General features: G+C 69.3%; 23 protein-coding genes and 1 tRNA gene. 15 read left to right on the forward strand and 9 right to left on the reverse strand.

Translation table 11 applies throughout. The features are described from left to right. Positions 1-32 precede the first annotated feature (32 nt). The 5 genes from DES41_RS02675 (at position 33) to DES41_RS02695 (ending at position 8,100) form a co-directional block, all read left to right on the forward strand. Positions 33-458: a hypothetical protein gene (locus DES41_RS02675; protein WP_114465616.1), complete on the forward strand. Its 426-nt coding sequence runs from the start codon at positions 33-35 to the stop codon at positions 456-458. Positions 459-480: 22 nt separating this feature from the next. After that, positions 481-969: a DUF6152 family protein gene (locus DES41_RS02680; RefSeq protein ID WP_245965547.1), complete on the forward strand. Its 489-nt coding sequence runs from the start codon at positions 481-483 to the stop codon at positions 967-969. 88 nt (positions 970-1,057) lie between these two features. Continuing rightward, on the forward strand, positions 1,058-3,232 hold the full coding sequence (locus DES41_RS02685) for a putative bifunctional diguanylate cyclase/phosphodiesterase (protein WP_114465618.1): 2,175 nt from the start codon (positions 1,058-1,060) through the stop codon (positions 3,230-3,232). Between the two features lie 144 nt (positions 3,233-3,376). Then, positions 3,377-7,096 carry a PAS domain S-box protein gene (locus DES41_RS02690; protein WP_170168080.1) on the forward strand — a complete coding sequence of 1,240 codons (3,720 nt, stop codon included), beginning with the start codon at positions 3,377-3,379 and terminating at the stop codon, positions 7,094-7,096. Then, positions 7,093-8,100: a response regulator gene (locus DES41_RS02695; RefSeq protein WP_114465622.1), complete on the forward strand. Its 1,008-nt coding sequence runs from the start codon at positions 7,093-7,095 to the stop codon at positions 8,098-8,100. Before DES41_RS02690 ends, DES41_RS02695 begins: the two co-directional genes overlap by 4 nt. 1 nt (position 8,101) lies before the next feature. Here the strand turns inward: DES41_RS02695 and DES41_RS02700 are convergent, their stop codons facing one another. Then, positions 8,102-9,097 carry a response regulator transcription factor gene (locus tag DES41_RS02700; RefSeq protein WP_114465624.1) on the reverse strand — a complete coding sequence of 332 codons (996 nt, stop codon included), beginning with the start codon at positions 9,095-9,097 and terminating at the stop codon, positions 8,102-8,104. Further along, entirely contained in the window at positions 9,078-12,530 is a 3,453-nt protein-coding gene (locus tag DES41_RS02705) for an ATP-binding protein (RefSeq protein WP_425466339.1), read from the reverse strand. The genes DES41_RS02700 and DES41_RS02705 overlap by 20 nt, the downstream gene beginning before the upstream one ends. An 88-nt stretch (positions 12,531-12,618) precedes the next feature. Here DES41_RS02705 and ureA point away from each other — a divergent pair, with 88 nt between their 5' ends. From ureA to ureC, 3 genes are read left to right on the forward strand one after another with little or no spacing between them, the layout of a single operon-like run. Continuing rightward, positions 12,619-12,921, forward strand: a complete 303-nt coding sequence (gene ureA / locus DES41_RS02710) for an urease subunit gamma (RefSeq protein ID WP_114465626.1) — start codon at positions 12,619-12,621, stop codon at positions 12,919-12,921. Next, positions 12,918-13,223 carry an urease subunit beta gene (locus tag DES41_RS02715; RefSeq protein WP_114465702.1) on the forward strand — a complete coding sequence of 102 codons (306 nt, stop codon included), beginning with the start codon at positions 12,918-12,920 and terminating at the stop codon, positions 13,221-13,223. The genes ureA and DES41_RS02715 overlap by 4 nt, the downstream gene beginning before the upstream one ends. A gap of 1 nt (position 13,224) precedes the next feature. Further along, complete coding sequence (ureC, locus tag DES41_RS02720; RefSeq protein ID WP_114465704.1) at positions 13,225-14,943, forward strand: urease subunit alpha; 1,719 nt, start codon at positions 13,225-13,227, stop codon at positions 14,941-14,943. A 7-nt stretch (positions 14,944-14,950) separates the two neighbouring features. On the opposite strand, the gene DES41_RS02725 is transcribed toward ureC, so the two are convergent. Together DES41_RS02725 and DES41_RS02730 are read right to left on the reverse strand one after the other, a co-directional pair. Then, complete coding sequence (locus tag DES41_RS02725; RefSeq protein WP_114465706.1) at positions 14,951-15,337, reverse strand: type II toxin-antitoxin system death-on-curing family toxin; 387 nt, start codon at positions 15,335-15,337, stop codon at positions 14,951-14,953. Then, complete coding sequence (locus DES41_RS02730; RefSeq protein WP_114465708.1) at positions 15,334-15,561, reverse strand: AbrB/MazE/SpoVT family DNA-binding domain-containing protein; 228 nt, start codon at positions 15,559-15,561, stop codon at positions 15,334-15,336. The genes DES41_RS02725 and DES41_RS02730 overlap by 4 nt, the downstream gene beginning before the upstream one ends. A 66-nt stretch (positions 15,562-15,627) precedes the next feature. On the opposite strand from DES41_RS02730, the gene ureE reads away from it, so the two are divergent. The 7 genes from ureE to DES41_RS02765 all read left to right on the forward strand — a co-directional run bounded on the left by ureE (position 15,628) and on the right by DES41_RS02765 (position 20,816). After that, a complete protein-coding gene (gene ureE / locus DES41_RS02735; RefSeq protein ID WP_114465710.1) occupies positions 15,628-16,209 on the forward strand; it encodes an urease accessory protein UreE in 582 nt (193 codons plus the stop codon). Between the two features lie 62 nt (positions 16,210-16,271). Further along, a complete protein-coding gene (locus DES41_RS02740) occupies positions 16,272-17,105 on the forward strand; it encodes an SHOCT domain-containing protein (RefSeq protein WP_114465712.1) in 834 nt (277 codons plus the stop codon). A 26-nt stretch (positions 17,106-17,131) separates the two neighbouring features. After that, complete coding sequence (locus DES41_RS02745) at positions 17,132-17,785, forward strand: urease accessory protein UreF (protein ID WP_425466328.1); 654 nt, start codon at positions 17,132-17,134, stop codon at positions 17,783-17,785. Positions 17,786-17,798: 13 nt separating this feature from the next. Next, positions 17,799-18,461, forward strand: a complete 663-nt coding sequence (ureG, locus tag DES41_RS02750; RefSeq protein ID WP_114465714.1) for an urease accessory protein UreG — start codon at positions 17,799-17,801, stop codon at positions 18,459-18,461. Between the two features lie 17 nt (positions 18,462-18,478). Then, positions 18,479-18,566, forward strand: a tRNA-Ser gene (locus DES41_RS02755). Positions 18,567-18,582: 16 nt separating this feature from the next. Beyond that, positions 18,583-19,890: a lytic murein transglycosylase gene (locus DES41_RS02760; RefSeq protein ID WP_114465716.1), complete on the forward strand. Its 1,308-nt coding sequence runs from the start codon at positions 18,583-18,585 to the stop codon at positions 19,888-19,890. Between the two features lie 113 nt (positions 19,891-20,003). Continuing rightward, positions 20,004-20,816, forward strand: a complete 813-nt coding sequence (locus tag DES41_RS02765; RefSeq protein WP_114465718.1) for a transglutaminase-like domain-containing protein — start codon at positions 20,004-20,006, stop codon at positions 20,814-20,816. Here the strand turns inward: DES41_RS02765 and DES41_RS02770 are convergent. The 5 genes from DES41_RS02770 to purN form a co-directional block, all read right to left on the reverse strand. Beyond that, complete coding sequence (locus DES41_RS02770) at positions 20,800-21,762, reverse strand: M14 family metallopeptidase (RefSeq protein WP_114465720.1); 963 nt, start codon at positions 21,760-21,762, stop codon at positions 20,800-20,802. The two genes, DES41_RS02765 and DES41_RS02770, sit on opposite strands and share 17 nt — an antisense overlap. 6 nt (positions 21,763-21,768) lie before the next feature. Then, positions 21,769-22,167: a hypothetical protein gene (locus tag DES41_RS02775; RefSeq protein ID WP_147282790.1), complete on the reverse strand. Its 399-nt coding sequence runs from the start codon at positions 22,165-22,167 to the stop codon at positions 21,769-21,771. A 176-nt stretch (positions 22,168-22,343) separates the two neighbouring features. Then, entirely contained in the window at positions 22,344-23,558 is a 1,215-nt protein-coding gene (locus DES41_RS02780) for a DesA family fatty acid desaturase (protein ID WP_114465724.1), read from the reverse strand. 122 nt (positions 23,559-23,680) lie between these two features. After that, positions 23,681-24,949: an RsmB/NOP family class I SAM-dependent RNA methyltransferase gene (locus DES41_RS02785; protein WP_114465726.1), complete on the reverse strand. Its 1,269-nt coding sequence runs from the start codon at positions 24,947-24,949 to the stop codon at positions 23,681-23,683. A 13-nt stretch (positions 24,950-24,962) separates the two neighbouring features. Beyond that, positions 24,963-25,556 (reverse strand): phosphoribosylglycinamide formyltransferase, encoded by a 594-nt coding sequence (purN, locus tag DES41_RS02790; RefSeq protein WP_114465727.1) that lies wholly within the window; start codon positions 25,554-25,556, stop codon positions 24,963-24,965. Between the last annotated feature and the right edge of the window lie 41 nt (positions 25,557-25,597).

The following is a 25,597-nucleotide window of genomic DNA, read 5'->3' on the forward strand; positions in this document are numbered from 1 at the left end:
GGCGCACCGCGGGCCGGTGCGAAGATGGCCGCATGCAAGCCCTGGCCGCCCTGCAGTCCCACCCCTGGGCCTACCCTGCCCTGGAGGTGGTGCACATCGTCGGCATCGCGCTGTTGCTGGGCAACCTCGTCGCGCTCGAGGTGCGCGTGTTCGGCGGTGCCGCCGCGCTGCCGGTGCCGGCCCTGGCGCGGCTGTCGCTCACGCTGGCGCTGGCCGGCTTCGCACTGGCCGCCGCCAGCGGCCTGCTGATGTTCGCCACCCATCCCGTCGAACTGCTGGCCAACCGCAGCTTCCTGCTCAAGATGGGGCTGCTGGCGCTGGCCGGCTGCAACGCGGCCTGGTTCCACGGCCGCGGCGCCCTGGCCCGGCTCGACCGGCTGGCCCGGTTGCAGATGCTGGCCTCCAGCCTGCTGTGGCTTGCGGCCATCGCCTGTGGCCGCTGGATTGCCTACGAATGAACCACCACCAAGGAGCGATGCCATGAACCCGCACCTCACGCGCCGCCGGCTGCTCGCGCTGGCCAGCCTGGCCACCCCGCTGGCGATGCAGCGCGCCCACGCCCACCACGGCTGGAGCAGCTTCGACCAGGACCGGCCGATCTACCTGGAGGGCCAGGTCGTCGAGAGCCGTTGGCGCAACCCGCATGCAGAGCTCGTGATCGAGCCACCGGCCGCGCTGGCGCTGCCAGCTGGGCTGCAGCAGCGGCCCCTGCCCGCGCAAAGCGCCGGCATCGACGGCGCTGCGCTGTTGGCCAAGACCGTGCTGCCCACACGCAGGGAACGGCGCTGGGAGCTGGAGCTGGCGCCACTCACCCGCATGCGCGCCTGGCAGGCCGAGGAGATCCGGGCGGGGGACCGGGTGGCGGCGGTGGGCTTCACCTTCAAGGGCGAGCAGGGCGACGCTGTCATGCGGGTGGAATACCTGTTCGTGGGCGACAAGACCTACGGCCTGCGCTCCAGTCCCACCTGAACAACACGACATTCCATGTGAATACAAAACTCTTGTTTTACAACAATCCATACAATCTGGGCCGATTCACAGCAACAGCCTAGCCACCATGTCTGCCCTGCTCCCCCGTCCCGTCGATCCGACCGGTCGCAGGAGCACGCGGCCCCGCCGGCGCAATCTCGCCGCCGCGGCCGCAGCACGCGCCACCTGGTGGTTCGCCGGTGCCGCCGTCACGCTGCTGCTGGCCTGGTGGCAGCCCGAGGGGCTGCAACATCTGGACCAGCTGGCCTACCACCTTCTGCAGCCCGGCGCCGCAGCGCCCGCCACGCTGGCCATCCCCCGCGCGGCGGTCATCGAACCGGTGCCCACGCCGCTGGCCGCACTGTTCACATTGCTGCTGGTCAGCGCCGTGGCGCTGCGCCCGCGCGGGGCGCTGGCACGCGGGCTGCTGGCCCTGGCGCTGCTGTGCCTGCCGCTGGCCGCCAGCGCGGCCCTGCTGACGCAGCACCGCTGGCTGCCCCCAGCCTTGCCAGTGGCGGGCCTGGCGGTGGCGCTGGGCTTTCGCGAGGCGGCGCGCGCGCGCGCGGTACAGCGCCAGCTGCAGCGCACGCGTGCGCAGGCCCAGGCCGCCCTGCGCGCCATCGACGACGCGGTGCTCACCGTCGATGGCGCCGAGCACACCGTGCGCTTCGCCAATCCCAGTGCTGTGCAGCAGGCCGCACCCAGGGCGCTGGAAGGTCGCCCGCTGGCCATCGCCTATCCACTGGAGGCGCAGAGCCATGAGGCACTGCATGCCGCCATCACCGCCTGTGTGGCCCAGGGCGTCAGCGTGCGGGTGCGCGAACTGCTGCGCCTGCGCTCGGCCGACGGACTGCGCAGCCTGCGCGCGACCGTCAGCCCGCTGCGTGCCACGGACGGCGAGATCGACGGCGCCGTGCTGGTGTTCACCGATATGACCGGCGCGCTGGAAGCCGCCCGCGAACGCGAGCATGCCGCGACCCACGACGCCCTGACCGGCCTGCCCAACCGGGTGCTGCTGCACGAGCGGCTGCAACTCGCACTGTCGCGCGTGAAGCGCCAGCACAGCGTGGCCGCCATCCTCTTCGTCGACCTGGACCGCTTCAAGCACATCAACGACACACTGGGCCACCGCACCGGCGATGCCATGCTGCGCGTGCTGGCCCAGCGGCTGCAAGCCCTGTGCCGCAACACCGACACGGTGGCGCGCTGGGGCGGCGACGAGTTCGTGCTGATCCTGGAAGACGTGGGCGGACCGGAGGGCGCTGCCCTGGGGGCCAGCAAGATCGTCGACGCGCTGTCGCGCGACGTGGCGCTGGGCCCCGAGTTCAACCACCGCCTGCTGCCCAGTTCGGCCAGCGTGGGCGTGGTGCTGGTGCCGCGCGACGGCACGCAGATCGAAGACCTGCTTTCCAAGGCCGACATGGCGATGTACCGCGCCAAGGGCCAGCCCAAGGCCAGCTTCCACATCTGGGCCAGCGACATCAACGCCCGCATGCACGACCGCCTGGCACGCGAGGTCGACCTGCGCCAGGCACTGCTGCACGAGCGCCTGGAAGTGCACTACCAGCCGCAGTTCGCGTTCGACACCGGCCGCATGATCGGCATGGAAGCGCTGATGCGCTGGGAGCAGGTGCCGGGGCAGTACGTCCCGCCGTCCGAGTTCATCCAGCTGGCCGAGGAGTCCGGCCTGATCGTCGACATGGGGGCCTGGGCCGTGCGCCAGGTGACCCGGCAACTGGCCAGCTGGCTGGCAGCCGGGCTGCAGCCGGTGCCGGTGGCCGTCAACGTGTCGGCACGCCAGTGGACCAACGGCGAGATCGTGCAGGTCGTGCGGCTGGCGCTGCGCGAGAGCGCCATTCCCCCGGCGCTGCTGCGGCTGGAGATCACCGAGACGGTCGCCATGGGCGAGGGCGACCAGATCATCGGCCTGCTGCACGACATCCACGCGCTGGGCATCCGGCTTTCGCTGGACGACTTCGGCACCGGCTATTCGTCGCTGGCCTACCTCAAGCGTTTCCCGCTGGACGAACTGAAGATCGACCGCAGCTTCGTCACCGCCCTGCCCCAGGACCAGCAGGACGCGGCCATCGTGCACGCCACGGTGGCCCTGGCGCGCGGCCTCGGCCTGCGCGTGCTGGCCGAGGGCGTGGAGACGCAGGCCCAGGCCGAATTCCTGGCTGCTTGCGGCTGCGATGGCGCGCAAGGCTTCCTGTACAGCCTGCCGGAAATGGCAGAAGCCGCCGCGCTGCGCCTGCAGGGCTGACCACTGCAGAGCTGACAAAACTGCGGCGCGCGCGCCACACCCGGTGCCGAAATCTGCATGCGTGTGGAATGTTTGCACGTCTCGATCCGTCCTTTTGGCGAACATAAGACCCGCACAATTTCGTCAAATTTTGTAACATATCCGATGCAGCCGCCCTTCACGTTCGACTGGACCCGCTGGTTCCTCCTGGAGGCCGTGCCGCCGGCCCAGCAGATCGCGGGCAGCTACAACCCCTGGCTGGTGGCGCTCTCGGTGGTGGTGGCGGTCGCCGCCTCGTGGGCGGCCATGCAGCTGGCCGTGGGCGCCCGGCGCACCACGCGGCCGGCGGCGCGCTGGTCTGCGTTGGGAGCAGGCGCCCTGGTGCTGGGCGGCGGCGTCTGGGCCATGCACTTCATCGGCATGCTCGCGTTCCAGCTGTGCACCGATGTGGACTACAGCCCCGGCATCACGCTGCTGTCCATGCTGCCCAGCCTCCTGGCCGCCGCTGCCGCCCTGCACCTGCTGGCGCGCCCGCGTGTGAGCGCCGGCCAACTCCTGCTGGGCGGGGTGCTGGTGGGCGCCGGCATCGGCACCATGCACTACGGCGGCATGCTGGCCATGCACATGGACGCGCGGCTGGCGTTCGACCCGCTGGGCTTCGCCGCCTCCATCGTGCTGGCGGTGGTGCTGGCCGTGCTCGCGCTGTGGATCCGCTTCGGCCTGGCGCACCGCCTGCGCCTGGGCGGCCACGCACTGAACCTGTTGGCAGGGGCCGTGATGGGGCTGGCCATCGCCGGCATGCACTACCTGGGGATGGCCGCCGCGCGCTTCATCGGCCCCACCCATCCGGCATTCGACCCGACCCAGGACAGCCAGGCCGTGCTGGCGCTGGGCATCGCCTTCGTGGCCGTGACCATCGGCGCATTGGCCGTCACGGTGCAGGCACTGCTGCGCTCGCAACAGCTCAACCAGCGCCTGCGCGCCAGCGAGGGCCGGCTGCGCGCGGTGCTGGACACGGCCGTGGACGGCATCGTCTCGGCCGACCGCAGCGGCCGCGTCCTGTCCTTCAACGCCTCGGCCGAGCGCATCTTCGGCTGGGCTGCACAGGAGATCGTGGGCCGCAACATCGGCCTGCTGATGAACAACATGTCCGGCCACCCCGGCTCGCCCGCCCATGCCGCGCAGCTGCGAGACCGCTTCGGCGCGCTGCTGGGCGCCAGCCGGGAAGTCGTCGGCAAGCACCGCGACGGCCATCCCGTCGCGCTGCGGCTGGCGATCAGCCGCACCGAAGACACCGGCGAGCCGATGTACCTGGGCATCGTGACGGACATCTCCGAACGCAAGGCCATCGAGGGCGCGCTGAGCAACCGCGAAGCCCAGTACCGCACGCTGATCGCCAACATGCCCGGCGTCGCGTTCCGCAGCGAGGCGAAGCTGCATGGGCAGATGCTGTTCGTCTCCGAGCGCATCGAGACACTGACGGGCTGGCGCGCCGATGAGTTCACCGGCAATCTGCGCAGCCTGGAGGCGCTGATCCCGCCGGCCGACCGCCAGGCCCGCAGCCACGCCATCGCCCAGGGGCTGGCGCTCGCCCAGCCCTACGCGGTGGAGTACCGCATCCGCCGCGCCGACGGTGCCGAACGCTGGGTCTCCGAATCGGCCGGCGCCGTGTGCGACGCCGAGGGCGTGCTGCAGTGGATCGACGGCGTGATGCTGGACGTGACCGAGGAACGCGCGCGCGCCAAGGCCTTCGAGACCACCGGCTCCGTGCTGAACCGCGCCATGGCCGTGCTGGAGATCGATCCGCACGGCCGCATCCTGCACTGCAACGACAACTACGTGGCCATGCTGGGCTACGACCGTGCCGACGAGCTGATCGGCCGGCCCTACCAGGACATGATGCCGCGGCACCAGCGCGCCTCGCCCGAACAGCAGCGCACGCTGGAGGCGATCAAGCGCGGCGAGGTGCTGGCCGGCGAGTTCGAGCGCGTGGGCAAGAACGGCCGCGAGCTGTGGGTGCAGGCCACCTACAACCCGGTGTTCGACGGCGCCGGCCGCGTCGTCAAGACGATGGCCTTCAAGACCGACATCACCCTGCGCAAGACGATGGAGCGCGAGCTGCGCCAGGCCAAGGCGCGTGCCGAGCAGGCGGCCCAGGCGCGCAGCAGCTTCCTGGCCAACATGAGCCACGAGATCCGCACGCCCATGAACGCCATCCTGGGCTTCACCGACGTGCTGCTCAACACCGCGCTGGCGCCCACACAGCGCCGCCACCTGGAGACCGTGCGCCAGGCCGGCCAGTCGCTGCTGGGCCTGCTCAACGACATCCTGGACACCGCGAAGCTGGAAAAGGGCGCGGTGGAACTGGAGCTGAGCGACTTCTCTCTGCGCCAGCTGTGCGAGCAGGTGGTGGCATCGATGCGGCTGACGGCCGAGAAGAAGGGCCTGGTGCTGGCACTGGACTACCCGGCGGCGCTGTCCGATTTCCGCCAGGGCGATGCACTGCGCATCCAGCAGGTGCTGGTGAACCTGGTCGGCAACGCCATCAAGTTCACGCACCGGGGCCGCATCGATGTCCGCGTCGAACAGCGTGCCGAGATGACCGTGGTCGCCATCGCCGACACAGGCATCGGCATCGCGCCGGACCGTGTCGAGCGCATCTTCGACGCCTTCGCGCAGGCCGACGCCACCATCACGCGCCAGTTCGGCGGCACGGGCCTGGGCACCACCATCGCGCGCCAGCTGACCGAGCTGATGGGCGGCAGCATCGTGGTGCGCAGCCAGGTCGGCGTGGGCAGCTGCTTCGAGGTGCAGCTGCCTCTGCGCAGCGGCGAGGCGCCGGTGGTGGACGCTGGTGCGGGCGCCGGCCAACTGCCGCCGCTCTCGGTGCTGGTGGCCGACGACGTACCGCAGAACGTGGAATTGCTGGACCTGCTGCTGCAGGCCGACGGGCACAGCGTGCGCAGTGCGCGCAACGGGCGCGAGGCACTGGCCTTGCTCGCAGACCACAAGTTCGACCTGGTGCTGATGGACATGCACATGCCCGAACTGGACGGGCTGAGCGCCACGCGTGCATGGCGCACGCACGAGCGCGACGCAGGTCTGGTGCCCACGCCCGTCATCGCGCTGACAGCCAGCGTGCAGGCGGCCGACCGGCTGGCGGCACAGGAGGCGGGCATGGACGGGTTCGCCACCAAGCCGGTGGTGACCGCCCAGCTGTTCGCCGAGATGGCGCGCGTGCTGGGCTTGCTGGTGCAGGCGCCGGCCACGCGACCGCAGGAACTGCGCGACGGCGCGAACGATGTGGTCGACTGGGAGCAGGGCCTGGCCCTGTGGAAAAGCCGTGAACGGCTGCAGGCTGCCATTGCAAACTTCGTGCGCTCGCATGCCGCCACGCCGCTGGATCTGGCCGACGCGCTGGACCGCCAGGACACGGCCACGCTGGCCGCGCTGGCCCACCGCATCGGCGGCGCCGCCGGCAACCTGGCGCTGCCGGCCTTGCGGCTGGCCGCACAGGTGCTGGAGCGCGCGGCGCGCGCTGGACAGCCAGGCGCCATGCAGGCCGGGGTGCCGGCCCTGCTGGCGCAGCTGCATGCCGTGGTGGCGATCCTGCCGGCACCGGCACCGGCGCCGGCGCCGCGCACGCCCACGGTGCTGGCCCCGCTGGAGCAGCGCAGCGTGCTGTCCGACCTGGAAGGCCTGCAGCGGGCCCTGAAGCGCAACGCGCTCGATGAAGATGCGCTGAACCAGCTGGCCGACGTGCTCTCGCCTGCCGACATGCGCCAGCTGATGGATGCCATCGACAACTTCGACTTCGACGCCGCCGTGCGCTGCGTCGACCGGCTGCGCGCCCATCTGCAAACCGACACCGAAACCCTGCCATGACCACCGAAACCGACCGCCGCCCGCGCCTGCTGCTGGTGGACGACGAGCCCACCAACCTGCAGGTGCTGCGCGGCATTCTGCAGGCCGACTACCGGCTGCTGTACGCGCGCGACGGCGCCACGGCGCTCAAGCTTGCGCGGGAGGAGAAGCCCGACCTGCTGCTGCTGGACGTGATGATGCCGGGCATGAGCGGCCACGAGGTTTGCCGCACGCTCCATACCGACCCGGGCACGCAGTCCATCCCGGTGGTGTTCGTCACCGCGCTGGCCGACGCCGGCGACGAGGCGCAGGGCTTCGATGCCGGCGCCGTCGACTACATCATCAAGCCGGTGAGCCCGCCCGTGGTGCGCGCGCGCGTGCGCACCCATCTGTCGCTGGTGCGCATGGACGAGCTCAAGGCCTCGCGGCTGGAGATCGTGCAGCGCCTGGGCCGCGCCGCCGAGTACAAGGACAACGAGACCGGCCAGCACGTGCTGCGCATGAGCCACTACGCGCAGGCGCTGGCGCTGGCGCTGGGCTTCGACCCGCGCGATGCCGAAGACCTGCTGCACGCCGCGCCCATGCACGACGTGGGCAAGATCGGCATCCCCGACCACATCCTGCGCAAGCCGGGCCAGCTGACGGCCGAGGAATGGGCGGTGATGCGCTCGCACGCCACCATCGGCGCCGACATCATCGGCCAGCACGACAGCGGCGTGCTGCACATCGCGGCCAAGATCGCGCGCAGCCACCACGAGAAATGGGATGGCAGCGGCTACCCGGACGGCCTGGCCGGTGAAGCCATCCCGCTGGAGGCGCGCATCGTGGCCATCGCCGACGTGTTCGACGCGCTGACCAGCGTGCGCCCCTACAAGGCGGCCTGGAGCGTGGAGGACGCCGTGGCGCTGCTCGAGCGCGAGGCCGGCAAGCAGTTCGACGCGGCGCTGGTGCCAGTCTTCGTCGGCATCCTGCCGCAGCTGCTGGCGATCCGCGCGCGCTTCGCGGACGCGCCCACGGCCGCCTGAACTACCCCTGGAACTGCGGCTGAAACTGCGGCTGCAATTGCCGCACGCGCTGCAGCGCCACCGCGGCTGCGGCCGTGCGCGTCTCCACGCCGAGCTTGACGTAGACGCGCTCCAGGTGCTTCTTGATGGTCGCCGGGCTGGCGCCCAGGATTTCGCCGATGTCGCGGTTGGTCTTGCCCTTGACCAGCCAGTACAGCACCTCGGCCTCGCGCGCGGTCAGCGCCAGCGACAGGCCCAGCGACTCGATCACGGCGGCATCGGATTCCTCGCGCATGACGATCAGCCAGTCGCCCCCGCCCTCGCCGTCGCCCGTCTGCTGGTGCAGCCGGAAGCTCAGCGCCCGTGCGCCCTGCTCCACGCGCAGCGGCGGCGGCTCGATCTGGCGCTGCTCGGCGTCGGCCGCGTGCCGGCGCAGCCAGTCCAGCAGCACCTGCGGCGCCACGCTGCCGGCGGCCGGCCCACCGCAGTAGCGCTGCAGCAATTCGCGTGCGAGCACGGTCTGCCACATCAGCCGGCCATCGCTCACGCGCACGGTGATGCTGGCGTAGCCGAAGGCATCCAGCGCATTGCGCGCCTGGCGGCGCTCGCGCGCGCTGGCCAGGTGCACGGCCATGCGTGCCAGCACTTCCTTGGGCTTGATCGGCTTGGTGACGTAGTCCACGCCGCCCGACTCCAGCGCCGCGACCAGGTGCTCGGTCTCGGTCAGCCCGGTCATGAAGATGATGGGGATGTGCGCGGTGGCCGGCGAGGCCTTCAGCCGCCGCGCCACCTCGAAGCCGTCCATGCCGGGCATCATGGCGTCCAGCAGCACCACGTCGGGCAGCGCCTGGGCAGCGCGCTGCAGGGCCATCTCGCCGCCGGTGGCCACCAGCACCGTGAAGCCCGATTCGTCGAGCGCATCGTGCAGCACCGCCAGGTTGTCGGGCACGTCGTCGACGATCAGCACCACATCGCTGTTGGCGCGGTCCAGGGTCTGGTCAAGCGGTTCGGGCGGCATCGGCTTGTTGCAGCAATCGGCTCATGGCTTCGAACTGAAATTGTCGGGCCAGCGTGCGCATCTGCTGCGCGAAGCCGGCGCAGGCCGGCTGCTCGCGCTCGATGGCGTCCAGCGCGTTCATGATGCCGCGGTGAAAGCCGAGGTCCACGGCCTGCTGCAGGGCGGCGCGGCTGGCCGCGTCGGGATAAGCCAGCGGCCCGGCCGCCGCGGGCGGCGGCGGGGTCGCAACGGGCGGCTTGTCCAGCCACTCGAGCGCCAGCTGGCGGCCCAGCCAATCCAGCAGTTCCGCGAAGCGCACGGGCTTGACCAGGAAGTCCTCGGGCCGGATCTCGACATCGTTTTCCAGCCCCTTGTCGAAGGCGTTGGCCGAGACGATGGCGATGCGCGGGGGCCGCGGCAGCAGCGCACGCACGCGGCGGATGGTTTCCCAGCCGTCGATGCCGGGCATGGCCAGGTCCATCAGGATGGCGTCGGGCCGGTAGCCGCTGACCAGCAGGTCCAGGCAGTCGTGGCCGCTGGCGGCGGTGCGCAGCGCAAAGCCCAGCGGCTCCAGCAGGTGCACCAGCAGCTGGCGGTCGACCTCTTCGTTGTCGACCACGAGGATGCTGCGGCGGGCGCCGGCGTAGCCATGGCGCTGCACGGCCACGCGCGCAGCCGGCAGCGCGGCGCTGCCGTGCAAGGCGGGCAGGAACAGGCGCACCTTGAACTGCGAGCCCACGCCGGGCTCGCTCGTGGCCGTGAGTTCGCCGCCCATCAGGTCGGTCAGCATCTTGGCGATCGTGAGGCCCAGGCCGGCGCCGCCGGGCGCCGCCTGCCCGGGCGCAGGCGCACGCGCGAAGGGCTCGAAGATCTGTGCCAGCGCATCGGCCGCGATGCCCGGGCCGCTGTCGGCGATCTCCAGGGTGGCCATCTCGCGCTGGTAGCGCACGCGAAAGCGCACATGGCCCACGGCCGTGAACTTGATGGCGTTGCCCAGCAGGTTGATGAGGATCTGGCGCAGCCGCTGCTCGTCGGCGCGCACGAGTTCGGGCAGCGTGCCCTCGGGCTCGAAATGGAAGGCCAGGCCCTTGCCGGCGGCCTGCAGCTCGAACATGGAGGCGACCTCGTGCACGGTGTCGGCGAAGGCCATGGGCCGGATGTTCAGCGTGAGCTTGCCCGACTCGATGCGCGCAATGTCCAGCGTGCCGTCGACCAGTTGCAAGAGATGCTCGCCACCGCGCTTGATCACCTGCACGGCGTGGCGGCGGTGCGGCGGCACGGCGGTGTCTTCGCCCATCAGCTGCGCATAGCCCAGGATGCTGTTGAGCGGCGTGCGCAGCTCGTGGCTGATGGCGCTGATGTAGCGGCTCTTGGCCTGGTTGGCCTGGTCGGCCTGGCGGCGCGCCTCCTCGGCGACCTGGCGCGCACGCTGCAGCTCGGCATCGGTCTGGCGGTGCAGCGCGATCTCGCGCACCAGCAGGTGCGTCTGGCGGTTGGATTCTTCCTGCGCCACCTGCCGGCTCTTGTGCGCCAGCACCAGCCACCAGGCCACGATGCCGGCCGCCAGCAGCAGCGCCATGTAGGCCTTGGTGAAGCCGGAGCGCAGGACCTCCTCGGCCAGCCGTGCGCCGGCCACGCCCTCGGTGACCGCCGTCTCCTGGCTGTAGAGCAGGCCGAACACGGCCGCCAGCAGCGGCACCAGGATCAGCATGAGCAGGAGGTAGTGGGCCAGGCCCGTCTCCAGGTACGGCCAGATGCGCCGCGGCAGCAGCCAGCGCAGCGCGGCCGACCACTGCCAGGACAACGAGGCGCGCGGCTTGCAGAGGTCGCCGCAGCGCGCGTCCAGCGTGCAGCACAGCGAGCAGATCGGCCCCTGGTAGGCGGGGCAGTGCGCCATGTCCGGGCCTTCGTACTCGCGCTCGCAGATCACGCAGCGGTGGGCCTGGGGCGTCGACTGGCGAGCGATGTAGTAGCGCCCGCCCGTCGCCCAGGCCAGCAGCGGCGAGGCGACGAAGGCCGTGCCCAGCGCGATCAGTGCCGAGAAGGCCTGCGCCAGCGGGCCGAACAGCCCGATGTAGGCGCTGATGGACAGCACCGAGGCCAGCGCCATCGCGCCGACGCCCACGGGGTTGATGTCGTACAGGTGCGCGCGCTTGAACTCGATGCCCTTGGGCGACAGGCCCAGCGGCTTGTTGACGACGAGGTCGGCCACCACGGCCATGATCCAGGCGATCGCCAGGTTGGAGTACAGCCCCAGCACCTCGCCCAGGGCCTGGAACACGTTCATCTCCATCAGCATGAAGGCGATCAGCGTGTTGAACACCACCCAGACCACGCGCCCGGGGTGGCTGTGCGTCACGCGCGAGAAGAAGTTCGACCAGGCCAGCGAGCCTGCATAGGCGTTGGTCACGTTGATCTTGAGCTGCGAGACCACCACGAACAGCGCGGTGGCCGCCACCGCCCAGCCGTAGTTCGGGAACACGTATTCGTAGGCCGCCAGGTACATCTGGTTCGGATCGACGGCGCGCTCCTTGGGCACCATGTGGGTGATGGCCAGGTAAGCGAGCAGCGCACCGCCCAGCATCTTGACCACGCCCAGCACCACCCAGCCCGGGCCGCCGACCAGCACGCCCAGCCACCAGCGGCCCCGGTTGCCGCGCTGGCGCACCGGCATGAACCGCAGGTAGTCGGCCTGCTCCCCCATCTGGGTGATCAGCGCGATGCCCACGGTCAGGGCGGCACCAAATAGGTGCAATTCGAAGCCTCCGCCGGTTGATTTGTCACCGACATAGTGCGTCACACCTGCGAATGCACCAGGATCGCGCATCAGCACATAGACGAAGGGCACGACCAGCATGACGAGCCACAGCGGCTGCGTCCACATCTGCAGGCGGCTGATGGCCGAGACGCCATGGGTGACCAGCGGGATCACCACCAGCGCGCAGACGAGGTAGCCCCAGGTGGGCGGGATGCCCAGCGCCAGCTCCAGCGCATAGGCCATCACGGCGGCCTCCAGCGCGAAGAAGATGAAGGTGAAGCTGGCGTAGATCAGCGAGGTGAGCGTGGAGCCGATGTAGCCGAAGCCCGCGCCGCGCGTGAGCAGGTCCATGTCCAGCCCGTAGCGGGCCGCGTAGATGCTGATGGGCAACCCGGCCAGGAAGATGATGAGGCCGGTGGCCAGGATGGCCCAGAACGCGTTGACGAAGCCGTACTGCACGAGCAGCGTGGCGCCCACGGCTTCGAGGATCAGGAACGAGGCCGCGCCGAAGGCCGTGTTGGCCACGCGCCAGGGCGACCACTTGCGAAAGCGCGTGGGCGTGAAGCGCAGCGCGTAGTCTTCCATGGTCTCGCGCGCGACCCAGCTGTTGTAGTCGCGCCGGACCTTGACGATGCGCTGCGGCGCGTTGGGCTCTGTGGGGTCGGAGACGTCTTGCACGGGGTGGTTGCAGCGCAGCTTTCATGCCACGTGGCTGCGTGGCGGCACGATGCTTGCTGAACCTTGTGCGATGACATCCACTACGGCCTGATCTCCAAGCGACGACATGGAACTCACACCGAGAGAGAAAGACAAGCTCCTGATCTTCACCGCCGGCCTGCTGGCCGAGCGCCGCAAAGCCCGGGGCCTGAAGCTCAACTACCCCGAAGCCGTGGCCCTGATCTCGGCCGCCGTCATGGAGGGCGCCCGCGACGGCAAGACGGTGGCCGAACTCATGAGCGAAGGCCGCAACGTGCTGACGCGCGCCGACGTGATGGAAGGCATCGCCGAGATGATCCCGGACATCCAGGTCGAGGCTTCGTTCCCCGACGGCAGCAAGCTGGTCACCGTGCACCAGCCGATTCCATGACGCCGGGCGAACTGCTGGTCGACGCGGGCGACCACGAACTCAATCCCGGCCGACGCACGCTCACCGTGCTGGTCAAGAACAGCGCCGACCGGCCGATCCAGGTCGGCTCGCACTACCACTTTGCCGAGACCAACGGCGCGCTCGATTTCGACCGGGAAGCCGCGCGCGGCATGCGGCTGAACATCGCGTCCGGCACGGCCGTGCGCTTCGAGCCCGGCCAGCAGCGCACCGTGGAACTGGTGGACTTCGCCGGCGACCGTACGGTCTATGGCTTTCGCGGCCTGATCCAAGGAAAACTCTGACATGGCGAACATCTCGCGCCGCGCATACGCGGAGATCTTCGGCCCCACCACCGGCGACCGCGTGCGCCTGGCCGACACCGACATCCTGATCGAGGTCGAACACGACTACACGCTGGCCGCTGGCGGCTACGGCGAAGAGGTCAAGTTCGGCGGCGGCAAGACCATCCGCGACGGCATGGCCCAGGGTCAGCGCACGCGCGCCGAGGGTGCGGTCGACTGCGTGCTGACCAACGCGCTGATCCTGGACCACTGGGGCATCGTGAAGGCCGACATCGGCCTCAAGGGCGGGCGCATCGTGGCCATCGGCAAGGCGGGCAACCCCGACGTGCAGCCGGGCGTGGACATCGTCATCGGCCCGGGCACCGAAATCATCGCGGCCGAGGGCAACATCGTGACGGCGGGCGGCATCGACAGCCACATCCACTTCATCTGCCCGCAGCAGATCGAAGAAGCCCTGGCCTCGGGCGTCACGACCATGCTGGGCGGCGGCACCGGCCCGGCCACGGGCACCTTCGCCACCACCTGCACGCCCGGCCCCTGGAACATCGAGCGCATGCTGCAGGCGGCCGACGCCTTCCCGATGAACCTGGGCTTCCTCGGCAAGGGCAACGCCAGCCTGCCGGCCGCGCTGCACGAGCAGATCGATGCCGGCGTGATCGGCCTGAAGCTGCACGAGGACTGGGGCACGACGCCGGCGGCGATCAGCAACTGCCTGGACGTGGCGGACGCCACCGACACGCAGGTGGCGATCCATTCGGACACGCTCAACGAATCGGGCTTCGTCGAGAACACCATCGCCGCGACCAAGGGCCGTGGGCTGTGCGCCTTCCACACCGAAGGCGCCGGCGGCGGGCATGCGCCCGACATCCTGCGCGTGGTGGGCGAGGCGAACTTCCTGCCCTCGTCCACCAACCCGACGATGCCGTACACCGTGAACACGCTGGACGAGCACGTGGACATGCTGATGGTGTGCCACCACCTGGACGCCGGCATCGCCGAGGACCTGGCCTTCGCCGAATCGCGCATCCGCAAGGAAACGATTGCTGCCGAGGACGTGCTGCACGACCTGGGCGCGATCAGCATGATGAGCTCGGACAGCCAGGCCATGGGCCGCGTCGGCGAGGTCATCCTGCGCACCTGGCAGACCGCGCACAAGATGAAGGTGCAACGCGGCGCTCTTCCGGAAGACAGCGCGCGCAACGACAACTTCCGCGCCAAGCGCTACGTGGCCAAGTACACGATCAACCCGGCCATCGCGCACGGCATCAGCCACGAGGTGGGCAGCATCGAGGTCGGCAAGTGGGCCGACCTGGTGGTCTGGAAACCGGCCTTCTTCGGCGTGAAACCGGCGCTGATCCTCAAGGGCGGCAGCATCGCGATGGCGGCGATGGGCGATCCGAATGCGTCGATCCCCACGCCGCAGCCGGTGCACTACCGGCCGATGTTCGGTGCCTACGGCGGCGCGATCGCCAGGGGCTCGCTGACCTTCGTGTCGCAGGCGGGGCTGGCGGCCGGCATCAAGGAGCGCTTCGGCCTCGCCAAGAACCTGAGCGCCGTCAAGAACATCCGCAACGTGCGCAAGCAGCACCTGGTCCACAACGGCTACCTGCCGAAGATGGAAATCGATCCGCAGACCTATGCGGTGCGGGCAGATGGCCAGTTGCTGACCTGCGAGCCGGCCAAGGTGCTGCCGATGGCGCAGCGGTATTTCCTGTTCTGAGGGCCAATCAACGCGCTTCGATGTGATCGCGGATCCACTGCGCGAAATCGGCTTCGTTGAGATGGCCCGCCGCCAATTCGAGCATGGTCAGCGTGGCTTCCACCTGGCTCGCGCGCAGACGGTGACCGTTGACCATCAAAAACAAGCCGACCGCCAGAAAAGCAGCGCGCTTGTTGCCGTCGACGAAGGGATGGTTCTTGGCAAGGCCGAGCCCGTAGGCCGCAGCGAGGTCGGCCACGTCCGGCGCGCCGTAGGCCACCAGGTGCAAAGGTCGCGCCAGCGCAGACTCCAGCAAACCTTCGTCCCTGGTCCCTGCGGCGCCCCCATGCTCCGCAAGGCTCTCGTCATGCAGCAGGAGCAGCACCTCGCGGCTGACCCACTTCCAGTGGCTCATTTGGCGAGTTGGTGGAAGGTGTCACGGTACTCACGCATGAACTCGCGCCCCAGAGCCAATTGCTCTTCAAGCGATGGATCGTACGGACTCAGCGTGACGCCGCCGTTGGCCGCCTCGGTCACAAAAACGGTGTCACCTTTGCCCAGCTTCATGCGGGCGAGAACTTCTTTGGGCAAGATCACACCCACCGAGTTTCCGATCTGGGTCAGCTTGAGTGCGGACATGGGTCACCTCGACCGAAGTTATAACAATCGTTATATTATGGGCAAACCGTGCCTTTGACAAACGCCATGCTCACCACCAGCAAACTCATGCCCCAGGGCGCCGGCCTCGCGCCCGTGCTGCTCAAGCGCGCCGCCACCGTGGAACTCGACTGGGACGTGCGCCAGAAGAGCCGCTTCGATGCCACCGACTCGCAAGGCCGCCAACTCGGCGTGTTCCTGCCGCGCGGCACGGCCGTGCGCGGCGGCGATGTGCTGGTGGCCGAGGACGGCTCGCTGATCCGCGTGCTGGCCGCGCCGCAGGACGTTCTGCGGATCACGCACTGCACGGCGCACGGCACACCCTTCGACCTCATCCGCGCGGCCTACCACCTGGGCAACCGCCATGTGCCGATCGAGCTCAAGCCCGACCACCTCAAGATCGAACCCGACCATGTGCTGGCCGACATGCTGCGCGCCATGCACCTGATCGTGACGCCCGTGGCGGAGGCCTTCGAACCGGAGGGCGGCGCCTATGCGGCGCAAGGCCATGCGCACGGCCACGCACACCATGGCCATGACGACCACGATCACGACCATGGCCACGGCCACGCCCACCAGCACGGCCACCCACATCCCCATCACCACGATGGGCAGGACCAGCAGCAGTAGCCGCACCGGCTTGACATCCCGCTGCCAGAATCCGCCCCATCCACCGCAGAGCGAGGTTCCCCATGCGCCAACTCTCTCCGACCGGCCAGCAGGCCATCGACGACATCGCCCGGCGGCACGGCATCAGCACGGACGCCGCGCTGAGCATGCTGGACGCCGTGGTCCGCGGCAATGGCGGCATGGCCCAGTTCAACCATCCGGAGTTCGGCGGCTCCGGGCAATGGATGCGCGGCGGCATGACCATGGTGTCGGACATGTTCAACGGCCACCTGAAGTCGCGCGTCGACGCCCTGTGCTTCGAACTCGCCGGCTTGGTGGCAAGCCAGCCGGACCTGCTGCGCACAGGCAGTTTCCAGTCGCAGAGCCAGAACGGGCAGGAGCAGTTCAGCGGCAGTGGCCACAGCCATGCGGGCGGCGGAGGCCAGGGCGCCAGCCTGTTCGTGGCGCCACCGCCCGACTGGTGGGGGCCCTCGCTGCGCTGGCCCGACAGCACGGGCTCGCAGAACGGTGTGCGCTATGCCAACTTCGCGCAGGCCCGGCGCCTGGCCATCGAAGCCAACGGCACCGTGACCATCTACGACACGCTGGACCACCAGATCGGCGGCTTCTCGCAGCAGCAGTCCTATGGCGGCTCGTTGAGTTTCAACAGCCAGTACGGCTTGATCGATGTGGCCAGCCTGCCGGTGGTCTCGGTGAATGGCATGGAACCTGTGGGCGCTACGCCCCACCAGTCCACGCCAGCGCCGCACCAGGCCCCTGCTGCGGCGGCGCCGGGCAGCGGCAACGCGCAAGACATCTTCGCCACCATCGAGCGGTTGGCGGAACTGCGCGCCAAGGGCGTGCTGGACGACGCCGAATTCCAGGCCAAGAAAACCGAACTGCTGGGCCGACTCTGAACACGCTGAGCATCTCCTCGCCCACCTTGCTGGGCCTGATCTGGCTGGCCTCGCCTGCGTTGCCGGTGGGTGGCTTCAGCTACTCCGAGGCACTGGAAGCGGCTGTCGAGGCCAACTTGGCCAACGGCGAGCAGCAGGCCGGCGACTGGCTGCTGGCGCAGCTGCAACTGAGCCAGGCGCGCAGCGACCTGGCCGTGGTGGCCGAGGCCGTTGCCGCCTGGCAGGCGGGCGACCATGCACGCGTGCAGGCACTCGATGCCTGGCTGCGCTGCACGCGCGAGTCTGCCGAGTTCGTGCTGCAGACCGAGCAGATGGGCCGCTCCATGCTGGAATGGCTCAAGCTGCAGCACGGCGACGCCGTGGCCGCCTTCGCCGGTCTCACGCCCTGCTATCCCGTCGCTTTCGCATTCGCGGCAGCCCGCGCCGGTGCGCAGCCGCGCGAGGCCTGCCTGGCCTTCGCCTTCGGCTGGGCGGAGAACATGGTGGCTGCCGCCGTCAAGGCCGTGCCACTGGGCCAGAGCGCCGGCCAGCGCATGCTGCAGCGCTTGGCGCAAGCGATTCCGGCGGCCGTCGAACAGGCGCTGGCCACGCCAGAAGATGCACGCCAGGCCTTCGCGCCCATGCTGGCCATCCTGTCCGCACAGCACGAAACCCAATACTCCCGATTGTTCCGTTCCTAAGAAGCCTTCGACCATGACCGCCCTGCACCACATCGCCCACCGCACCAAGAAACTGCCACCCTTGCGCGTGGGCATCGGCGGCCCGGTCGGCTCGGGCAAGACCACGCTGCTGGAGATGCTCTGCAAGCAGATGCGCGCGCAGTACGACCTGGTCGCCATCACCAACGACATCTACACCAAGGAAGACCAGCGCCTGCTGACGGTGAGCGGCGCGTTGCCGGCCGAGCGCATCATGGGCGTGGAGACGGGCGGCTGCCCGCACACGGCGATCCGCGAGGACGCATCGATCAACCTGGAAGCCATCGACCGCATGCTGGAGGACTTCCCCGAGGCCGACGTGGTGTTCGTGGAAAGCGGCGGCGACAACCTGGCCGCCACGTTCAGCCCCGAGCTGTCGGACCTCACCATCTACGTGATCGACGTGGCGGCCGGCGAGAAAATCCCGCGCAAGGGTGGCCCAGGCATCACCAAGAGCGACCTGTTCGTGATCAACAAGACCGACCTGGCGCCCTACGTGGGCGCCGACCTGGCGGTGATGGAAGCCGACACGCGGCGCATGCGCACCAATGCGCGCGGCGAACTCAAGCCCTTCGTGATGACCAACCTGAAGACCAGGGACGGCCTGGTCGAGGTGGTGCGCTTCATCGAGCAACGCGGGATGCTGCAGACCGCCTGAGTAGAATCCGAGGCCTCGGAAGCTTGGCAGAGTGGTCGATTGCACCGGTCTTGAAAACCGGCGATGGGAAACCATCCGTGAGTTCGAATCTCACAGCTTCCGCCAGACCCCATCCGCGCCCATGCCCCTGACGCACCGCCACCGCACCCTCGCACCGCTGCTGGCGGCCCTGGTCATGACGGCGTGCGCGACAGCGCCGACGCCCCCACCCACGCCGCCCCCTGCCTCCACCACGCCAGCGGCCCCCCCGCCGGCGTCCGCACCACCAGGGGCTGCGGCGCCCTCCCCCACCACGGCGACGCCGCAGAGCCAGGACTTCGCCCAATGGGTGGAACGCTTCCGCGCCGAGGCGCGTGCGGGCGGCATCACGGAGACCACCCTGCACGCGGCGTTCGACGGCGTGCGGCACCTGGATCAGGTGGTTGCGCTCGACCGCTCGCAGCCCGAATTCACGCGCGCCGTCTGGGACTACCTGGACACCGCGGTCTCTCCCACGCGCGTGGCGCGCGGCCAGGACAAGCTGCTCGAGGTGCAGGCCTATGCCGAGGCCGCCGCGGCACGCTACGGCGTGCCGGCCGAGATCGTCGTCGCCATCTGGGGCATGGAGAGCAACTACGGCAGCAACTACGGCGACACGCCCACCATCGACGCGCTGGCCACGCTGGGGTTCGAGGGCCGCCGCGCGGCGTGGGCGCGCAGCCAGTTGATGGCGGCGCTGCGCATCCTGCAAAACGGCGACATCCCGCGCGAACGCATGCTAGGCTCCTGGGCCGGCGCGATGGGCCAGACCCAATTCCTGCCCTCGAACTTCCTGGCCTACGCGGTGGATGCGGACGGCGACGGACGGCGCGACATCTGGGGCAGCATGGCGGACGTGACGGCTTCTACCGCGCATTTCCTGGCGCGAGAAGGCTGGCAGCGCGGGCAGCCATGGGGCATGGAGGTGCTGCTGCCGCCCGGCTTCGACGTGGGTCGCGCCGACGACGCGCTGCGCCAGTCCAGTGCCCAATGGGCCGAAGAAGGCGTGCGCACCGTAGATGGCACGACCTTACCCGGCCTGCCCGACGCGAGCCTGCTGCTGCCGGCTGGCGCGCGTGGACCGGCGTTCCTGGTCGGGCCGAACTTCCGCGCCATCCTGCGCTACAACAACGCGACCAGCTATGCCCTCGGTGTGGGCCTGCTGGCGCAGCGCATCGCGGGCGGTCCTGCGATCCAGGCGGCCTGGCCCCGTGATCTCAGGCCGCTCTCGCGCAACGCGCTTCAGACACTGCAGCAGGCGCTGCAGTCCAAGGGCTTCGATCCCGGCAGCATCGACGGCGTGCTGGGGCCTGCGACGCGTGGCGCCATCCGGCGCTGGCAACGCAGCGTGGGCCTGGCAGCCGACGGCTTCCCGACCCAGGAGTTGCTGGACCGACTGCAGCAGCGCTGAACAGCGCCCTGCGCCTACGCGCACGCGGGAAAAATACAACCGCGCGGCAGCGGCGCGTAGGCATACCATGCTGCAATGCACAATTCCAACGCGCGGCTTGGCCGCAGACCGCCATGTTGATCCGCATCGGCTATGACATTGCGCTCCGCGTCAATGCACCCACCGCGCTGATCTATCTGCTCCAACTGCATCCTTCGCGCGCAGGCGACCTGCTGGCGCCGGAGGACATCACGCTGAGCCCACCACTGGCCACGGACTTCTACCTCGACGGTTTTGGCAACCAGTGCGCGCGCGTGCGCGTCGACGCAGGCACGGGCGAGGTGCGGCTGCGCAACCAGGCTGTCGTGCAGGACAGCGGCCTGCCCGACCCAGTGCACTGGGGTGCCTGGGAGCACGCCGTTGGCGACTTGCCTGTGGACAGCCTGCAGTTCCTGCTGCCCAGCCGCTACTGCGATTTCGACGGAGAACTGCTGGCCTTTGCCTGGAGCCGCTTCTCTGGCGTGCAGCCCGGTTGGGGCCGTGTGCAGGCCATCTGCGACTACGTGCACCAGCACCTGCGCTTCGACTACGGCTGCGCGCGGCCGACGCGAACCGCCCTGCAGGCATGGCATGAGCGCGTGGGCGTGTGCCGCGACTTTGCCCACCTGGCTGTCGCCCTGTGCCGGAGCATGAACATTCCAGCACGCTACGCCACCGGCTACCTGGGCGACATCGGCATCCCGCCAGTGCCCTATCCCATGGACTTCAGCGCCTGGTTCGAGGTCTACCTGGGCGGCCAGTGGCACACCTTCGACGCACGGCACAACACGCCACGGATCGGGCGCGTGCTGCTGGCGCGCGGCCGTGACGCTGCCGACGTGCCCATCACCATGGTGTTCGGCGAGCACCAGTTGGCCCGCTTCGAGGTGGTCACGGAACTGGCGTGAGGCCAGGGTCGGCCAGGCGCCGTTCGCTGTCGACGGCCAGATAGAACCACTCGCTCCCAGGCGTGGCCTGCGGATTCGGAAACACGATGACGCCATCGCATGGCGCTTCGACCGCGCGCCCATCGGCGCGCACGCCGATGGGCTGGCCGCGCTGCACCGGGTCGAAGCTGGCCCAGTCGCGCAGCAGGCGGTCGCCTTCGGTCTGGCGATCGACCACATCGACCAAGCGCAGCAGCCGTGGCGGCCTGGGTGGGGACTGCGCGGTGCCCGCCATGTCCAGCAGGGCCAGGCTGGCCAGAATCGCGCGGTAGGCCACCTCGGGGGCCTGCGGATCGCGGTGCTGGCCGCATTCCAGCGTCACCGCGTAACCGCCCTGGCTGCGCATGTACTCATTGGTGCCCCAGCCGAAAGCCAAGGCGCGCGCGTCCGTGGACCGACCGAGCCGGGCGAGCCGCGCGGCATAGACGTCCAGCCATGACTCGACGACGCACTCCATGCCCAGATGCAGCGCCAACCAGCCCTCCTCCCGTGCCCGGCTGAAAGGCTCCAATGGTCCGCTGTTGTCGCGCGGTCCGATCATGGCGAAAGGCGCCCCGGCTGTGTGGAAGGAGTGCAGATCCAGCAACACGTCGTGGCGTGCAAGCAGGGGACACAGCAGATTGGTGATGCGTGCTTCGTAATCGGCCGGCTGCGGATCGGGCTGGAAAGAGCGGTTCAGGTTGCGCTCGCCCTCGCGGTGCTGGCGCTGGCGCGCCAGCGGGTTGGCAACCGGCACCAGTGTCAGCTCGCCGCGCCGCAGCGCCAGCCGGCCGGATTCCAGGTCGGCACGCAGGCGCTCGATGGCGACGGTTCCACAGGTCTCGTCGCCGTGCACCCCTCCCAGCACGACCAGCCGCGCACCAGTCAGGGGGGAGGCGAAGGCGTGCGAGCGCAGGGTCTCGTCCATGCGCGTTCAGTTCTTCGTCGCCGGAGTCGCCGTCGCCGGCCGGCGCGACTGGTCGAGCATCAGCGCGCGCTGGCCGGTGTTGCGCGGCGCGCTGGCCCCCCGCTCCGGATGCTCTGCCGTCAATTCCCGGCTCTGGCGTTCCGCGCGCGGGCCGACCAGTGCACCATTGCCCGGTGGACGCGCCGTGTCCGGGCTTCCCGCACCGCCCGCCGTACCGGGGCGGACCGCGACGCCAGGCCCGGCACCGCCCAGGCCCACGCCACCCGTACCGCCGTTGGCCGAGTTGCTGCTGCCACCACCGGCCGCCGCCGCCTGGGCAGCAGGCGACTGGGCACCTGCCGGCAAGGCCATGGCCGCCATCCACAGGATGAGGCCCCCACCGAGTTGAACAGTCCGTGTACGCATGTCCCGCTCCTGTTGCTGTTGTGACAACGCAGTATCGGGGCCAGCCTGCAGGCCGGTGCCGCGCGCTGCCACAAATGGAACACCGCCGACAGCCAGCGCGGCCGGCAGCCTGACAAATGGACCCGCCGGCAACAAAAAACCCCGCACGCGGCGGGGTTCTTGGGAGCGGGCAGCCCTCAAACGTGGGCAGAACGCAGGCGGACGGAAAAGTCCTGCAGCGCCTGGATGCCGCTGCTCTCGGCGCGGTGGCACCAGGCTTGCAGGTTGGCGGTCAACTGCTCGCGCGTCAGCGAAGTCGACAGCCACATCTGGCGCAATTCCTCGCGCATGGTGACCATCTTGTCGAGCACCGGGTGCGCGGCCCGCGCCTCGGCGATCTTGGGCTGGACCGATGCCGGCACACGTTCGTCGTCGCGGTGCAACCAGCGGCGGGCAGCCACCAGCACCGAAGCGTCGGCCTGCTTGGCCTTGAGCGCGGCGATCTCATCCTGGCAGGTGCGCTTGAGTTCGCGCGCATAGCCGGCCATGACTTCGTAGCGGTGGGCAATCAGGGCCTCGAGCGTCTTCTCGTCGGCAACCGGCTTGATCTGGCCGAGTTGCAGGCGCGGCGGCGTCTTCTTGACCTTGGCCAGGCCGACACGCTGCATCATGCTGATGTACATCCAGCCCACATCGAACTCGTAGGGCTTGACCGAAAACTTGGCCGAGGTCGGGTAGGTATGGTGGTTGTTGTGCAACTCCTCACCGCCGATGATGATGCCCCAGGGCGAGATGTTGGTGCTCGCGTCCGGTGCCTCGAAGTTGCGGTAACCCCAGTAGTGGCCGATGCCGTTGACGACGCCTGCCGCCCAGAACGGAATCCAGACCATCTGGACGGCCCAGACAACCAGGCCGGCCGCACCGAACAGCGCCAGGTTCAAGATCAGCATGAGGCCCACACCCTGCCAGCTGTAACGCGAGTACAGGTTGCGCTCGATCCAGTCGTTGGGGCAACCCAGGCTGAACTTGTTGATGGTTTCCTGGTTGTTGGTTTCCGCGCGGTACAGCTCGGCACCCTTCCAGAACACGGTCTCGATGCCGTGGGCATGCGGGCTGTGCGGGTCGTCCGAGGTTTCGCACTTGGCGTGGTGCTTGCGGTGTACGGCCACCCATTCCCTGGTGACCTGTCCCGTCGCCAGCCAGAGCCAGAAACGGAAGAAGTGCGCAGGCAGCCAATGCAGATCCATTGCACGGTGCGCCTGGTGGCGGTGCAGATAGATCGTCACGCTGGCGATCGTGATATGCGTTGTGAGCAGTGCATACAAAACGATCTGCCACCAGGAAAAGCCCAGCAGGCCATTGGCGAGCCAGTCCACGGTAGCGTTCAGCACGGCCCAATCGGGTAGCAACATATAGGTATCAGCCCCTTCTCCGTTTTCCGCAGGCGCGCACATAGCACAGATGGCACAGCGCAGAAACCGGCTATTGTAGGATGCTGCCCCGTTTTGGCCTATGGCGTCGAAACAACCTTTTCTCAGGCTTGTCTTTGCCAGATGGCGGCGAAGAAGCCGTCAGTGGCATGCCGGTGCGGCCACAGGCGCAGGAACCGGCCGTCTTCCCCAGCGCACAGGCCGTCCGCTCCGGCCACCTTCAAGCGCTCCAGCTCCGCAGCGACCGGCACGGCCACAAACGTCGGCTGTGCGGCCGAGAACGCTGTGGCGATGGCCTCGTTCTCCTGCGCGAGCAGGCTGCAGGTGGCGTAGACCAGCCGCCCGCCCGGCTTCAGCAGCCGCGCCGCACTCTGCAGCACGGCCAGCTGGAGGGTGGCCAGCGCATCGATGGCGGCCTGGTTCTGGCGCCACTTGAGATCAGGGTGGCGGCGCAGCGTGCCGGTGCCGCTGCATGGGGCATCGACCAGCACGCGGTCCATCTTGCCCGCCAGGCGCTTGATGCGCTCGTCGCGCTCGTGCGCAATCGCGACCGGGTGCACGTTCGACAGGCCGCTGCGGCCCAGGCGAGGCTTGAGCGCATCGAGCCGATGCGCCGAGGTGTCGAAGGCGTAGAGCCGGCCGGTGTTGCGCATGCCGGCGCCGATGGCCAGTGTCTTGCCGCCAGCGCCAGCGCAGAAGTCGGTCACCATCTCGCCGCGACGGGCATCGAGCAACAGCGCGAGCAGCTGCGAACCTTCATCCTGCACCTCGACGGCACCGCGCGTGAACGCGTCCGCGCGGTTCAGCGACGGCTTGCCCTGCACACGCAGGCCCCAGGGCGAGTGCGGCGTGGGCTGGGACTCGATGCCGGCAGCCTTGAGCTCCTGCTGCACCTCGGCGCGCTTGGCGCTGAGCTGGTTCACGCGCAGGTCCAGCGGCGCCGGACCCAGCAAGCTGTCGGCCAGCGGCCAGAAATCCTGGCCCAGCTGCGCGCGCAGCGGCTGCACCAGCCATTCGGGCAGGTTGTGGCGATGGCGCTCCAGCAGGTCGGACGGAGCCACTGCATCGCACTGCTGCAGCCACTCCTTCTCCTGTGGCGTCAGCGCAGAGAACAGGAAGTCGCGCGGCCCGCCGAAGCCCAGGATGGCCAGGCGGCGCTCGCGCGGGCCCGAGCCCGAGGGTGCGAAATGCTCGTACTGCAGCTTGCGGCGCAGCACGGCGAACAAGGTGTCGCTGAGCGTGGCGCGCTCGCGCGGGCCCAGGCCACGGTGGGCGCGGAAGAAGCGCGCCGCCACGGCGTCGGCGGGATGGTCGAAGACCAGCGCCTCGCGCACGAGCTCGGCGCAGGCGTCCAGAACAGCTTTGGGATGCATGGTGCGATTGTCCTCAGGCAGCGGTCAGCAGGCGCTCGATCACGCGCGGGTACATGCGGTGTTCCTGTGCCAGCACGCGGGCCGACAGGGCGGCCTCGTCGTCGCCGGGCAGCACAGGCACCACCACCTGGTCGAGGATGGGGCCATGGTCCAACTCTTCGGTCACGCGGTGCACAGTGGCGCCGGCCACGCGGCAACCGGCCTCGATCGCGCGCCGGTGCGTGTGCAGGCCGGGGAAGGCCGGCAGCAGCGAGGGATGGATGTTGACGAGCCGGCCGGCATAGTGGCGCACGAAACCCGGCGTCAGGATGCGCATGAAGCCCGCGAGCAGCACGAGCTCGGGCGCATGCGCGTCGATGGCATCGGCCAGGGCGGCGTCGAAGGCGCCACGCGGGTCGGCCGCCTGGGCAAAGGCCCGGTGGTCGACGGCCGCGGTCGGCACGCCCAGGGCGCGTGCACGCGCCAGGCCGGCGCAATCGGGACGGTTGCTCAACACGGCGGCCACGCGGGCTTGCAGGCGGCCGGGCCAGTCGCGCTGCTGCGCGGTACGCACGATGGCTTCCATGTTGGAGCCACCGCCGGAAATCAGGATCACAAGGTTCTTCATCAGCGCGCGGGATTATCCCCACACGCAGGTGACAACCCAAA

The sequence above is a fragment of the Pseudorhodoferax soli genome, assembly GCF_003337555.1.
Classification (GTDB): domain Bacteria; phylum Pseudomonadota; class Gammaproteobacteria; order Burkholderiales; family Burkholderiaceae_C; genus Pseudorhodoferax; species Pseudorhodoferax soli.